Here is a 2,570-nt window from a genome sequence, read left to right as displayed (position 1 = left end):
CCTCGCCACGCGAGGGCCGATCATCCCGGTTGAAACGGGATGGACGATCGACGAACGGGCGATCACCCCGAGGACGCGGTGCGGCCCCATCGCGGCGCGGCGGACGCCCCTCGCGATCACCACCATAGGGCTTGCCCGCGCCGGAATGGGGTTTTTTGCGGTAGGATCTGGTGCCGTCGGTTTTCCCGGCATCGGGGCGCCGCTCCCCGTCGCGCTTGTCCGCAAAATCCTTCCCAAAGCCCCGTTTGGCAAACTTCTTCTCGGGGCCTCGTTTGGCGCCAGAGCGGCCTTTACCACCGGATGGACCATCACGCCGGCCGCGCGAGGAAGCGTTGTCATTGTCATTGTCGCGGGGCATGAGAGATCTCGTTTGGGTGGATCACATCGCGTTCTTGCGCGCCCGTTCATCGAGCCGCATTGTCACGCAAAACCCAAGTGTCCACGTGTGCTGAAGGCCGATCCAGTAGCAGGTTTCTTGCGATGATACGAGGCATGAAGGCCCCCTCTTTCATGGATTTGGCGCTGAAAACGGCGAAAAATGCCGGAAAAGCCGGCGAAGTTCCGATCGGATGCGTCATCGTGCGGGATTACAAGGTCATCGCCACCGCGGCCAACCGGACCTTGACCGACCGCGATCCGACCGCCCATGCCGAGATCCTGGCAATCCGTCAGGCCGCCGAAGCCATCGGCACCGAACGGCTGGTCGACTGCGACCTCTATGTCACGCTGGAGCCCTGCACCATGTGCGCCGGTGCCATCTCGTTCGCGCGGCTGCGGCGGCTCTATTACGGCGCGGCCGACCCCAAGGGCGGCGCGGTCGAGTCGGGCGTTCGGTTCTTCAACCAGCCCACCTGCCACCACGTGCCGGAGATCTATTCCGCGGTCGGCGAGAGCGAGGCGGCGACGCTGTTGCGGGATTTTTTTCGGGCGAGACGGTAGTCTCAATTTCCGCTGTCATCGTCCGCGAAAGCGGATGATCCAGTATTCCAGAGACGGTGTGCTCGAGCCGATAGGCCGCGGCGTACCGGATCACCCGCTTTCCGCGGGTGACGACGAGCGCTATGCGTGGCGACGTTCTTGGCTACATCGCCAGAAAAAACTCGCGCAGCAGTTTCGCCGTCACGTCCGGATTCTCCTCCGTCAGAAAATGCCCGGAATCGACGGGCGAGCCGGACACGTTTGTCGCCCACAGCTTCCAGGTGTCGAGCGGCGTTGCGGCGGCGCGGGCGATTCCCGCGTCGCCCCACAGCGCCAGCATGGGAATCGTGATCTTCTTGCCAGAGTCAAAATCCGCCTTGTCGATTTCGTAGTCTGCATAGGCGCCGGCGCGATAATCCTCGCACATCGCATGCAGCCGCGACGGATCGCGGAACGGGGCGAGATAATGCTCCAGCGCGCGCGGATCGATCGCATCGAGCGTCCTGCTCCTGGTCTGGCTCGCCATCTTGTATTTCAGGAAGAAGTCGGAATTGCTGCTAATCAGCGTCTCGGGCAGCGGATAAGGCTGCGCCAGAAACGTCCAGTGATAGATCTTTAGCGCATAGAGCCGGTTCATGCGCTCCCAGTAATTGTAGGTCGGCAGGATATCGAGGACCGCAAGCCGCGACAGCCGGCCCGGATGATCGAGCGCGAGACGATAGGCCACGCGGCCGCCGCGGTCGTGGCCGGCCAGCGCAAAGTGCACGTGACCGAGCCGTTCCATCGCCTCGATGATGGTACGTGCCATCGCGCGCTTGGTGTAGGGCGTATGATCCGCATCGCTCTCGGGCATATCGGACCAGCCATAGCCGGGCAGATCGGCTGCTATCAGCGTGAAACGGTCGGCGAGCTGCGGCGCGACGCGGTGCCACATCACATGCGTCTCGGAAAAGCCGTGCAGCAGCAACAGCGGCGGACCCTTGCCGCCGACCCGGGCGAAGATGCGGCCCCCAGAGGTATTGATCCATTCAGAGGCGAAATCTGGAAAGAGGTCGGCGAGATCGGGCATCACAAACACCCCTGTCATTATCCGCGCAAGCGGATGATCCAGTAAACACCAACATCTCGGTCAACAACAGCCGTCCCGCCGTACTGGATGCGCCGCTTGCGCGGGGCACGACCAACTTGGCCCTTCAAACTTTGTTTGGCGTTGCTGCTCGCGCGGGCCGGAGCTATGCAAGCTTCATCCAAAGAAGAAGCCAAGCAAACGCCAGAGGAAACGTCATGTCGATCGATTTCGAAATTCCCGCCGAGGCCAGGGCAATCCGCGAACAAGTGCGCAAATGGGTGCACGAAGCGTGCATTCCCGCGGAGAAGGAGCTCGATACAAAACCGTTCGACGAGGTGCTCGGAAAGCTGCGCGCCAAGGCGCGCGCCCAGGGGCTGTGGAATCCGTTCGTGCCCAGGGAATATGGCGGCATGGGCCTCGGCCCGCTGGCCAACGCGCTGGTGCAGATGGAACTCGGCGAGAGCATGCTGGGCGCGTTGTCGATGAACACGCAAGGCCCCGACGACGCCTCGATCATGACAATTCTGGCTCACGGCACGGAGCATCAAAAGGAAAAATTCCTAAGACCCCTGCTCAACGGCGA

At 62.4% G+C, this 2,570-nt stretch carries 3 protein-coding genes; 2 read left to right on the top strand and 1 reads right to left on the bottom strand.

Annotation, left to right across the window (positions count from 1 at the left end; translation table 11 throughout):
* Positions 1–480 precede the first annotated feature (480 nt).
* A complete protein-coding gene (locus JOZ76_RS27620) occupies positions 481–939 on the top strand; it encodes a nucleoside deaminase (RefSeq protein ID WP_291704054.1) in 459 nt (152 codons plus the stop codon).
* 142 nt (positions 940–1,081) lie between these two features.
* Here the strand turns inward: JOZ76_RS27620 and JOZ76_RS27615 are convergent, their stop codons facing one another.
* Positions 1,082–1,987, bottom strand: a complete 906-nt coding sequence (locus tag JOZ76_RS27615) for an alpha/beta fold hydrolase (protein ID WP_291704056.1) — start codon at positions 1,985–1,987, stop codon at positions 1,082–1,084.
* Positions 1,988–2,202: 215 nt separating this feature from the next.
* Between JOZ76_RS27615 and JOZ76_RS27610 the strand changes: the two genes are divergently transcribed.
* On the top strand, positions 2,203–2,570 hold a 368-nt coding region (locus tag JOZ76_RS27610), incomplete at its 3' end, for an acyl-CoA dehydrogenase family protein (RefSeq protein ID WP_291704052.1).

Origin of the sequence: Bradyrhizobium sp., from assembly GCF_019244115.1 — a bacterium.
Lineage (GTDB): Bacteria > Pseudomonadota > Alphaproteobacteria > Rhizobiales > Xanthobacteraceae > Bradyrhizobium.
This window is presented reverse-complemented; position numbering and strand designations above follow the sequence as displayed.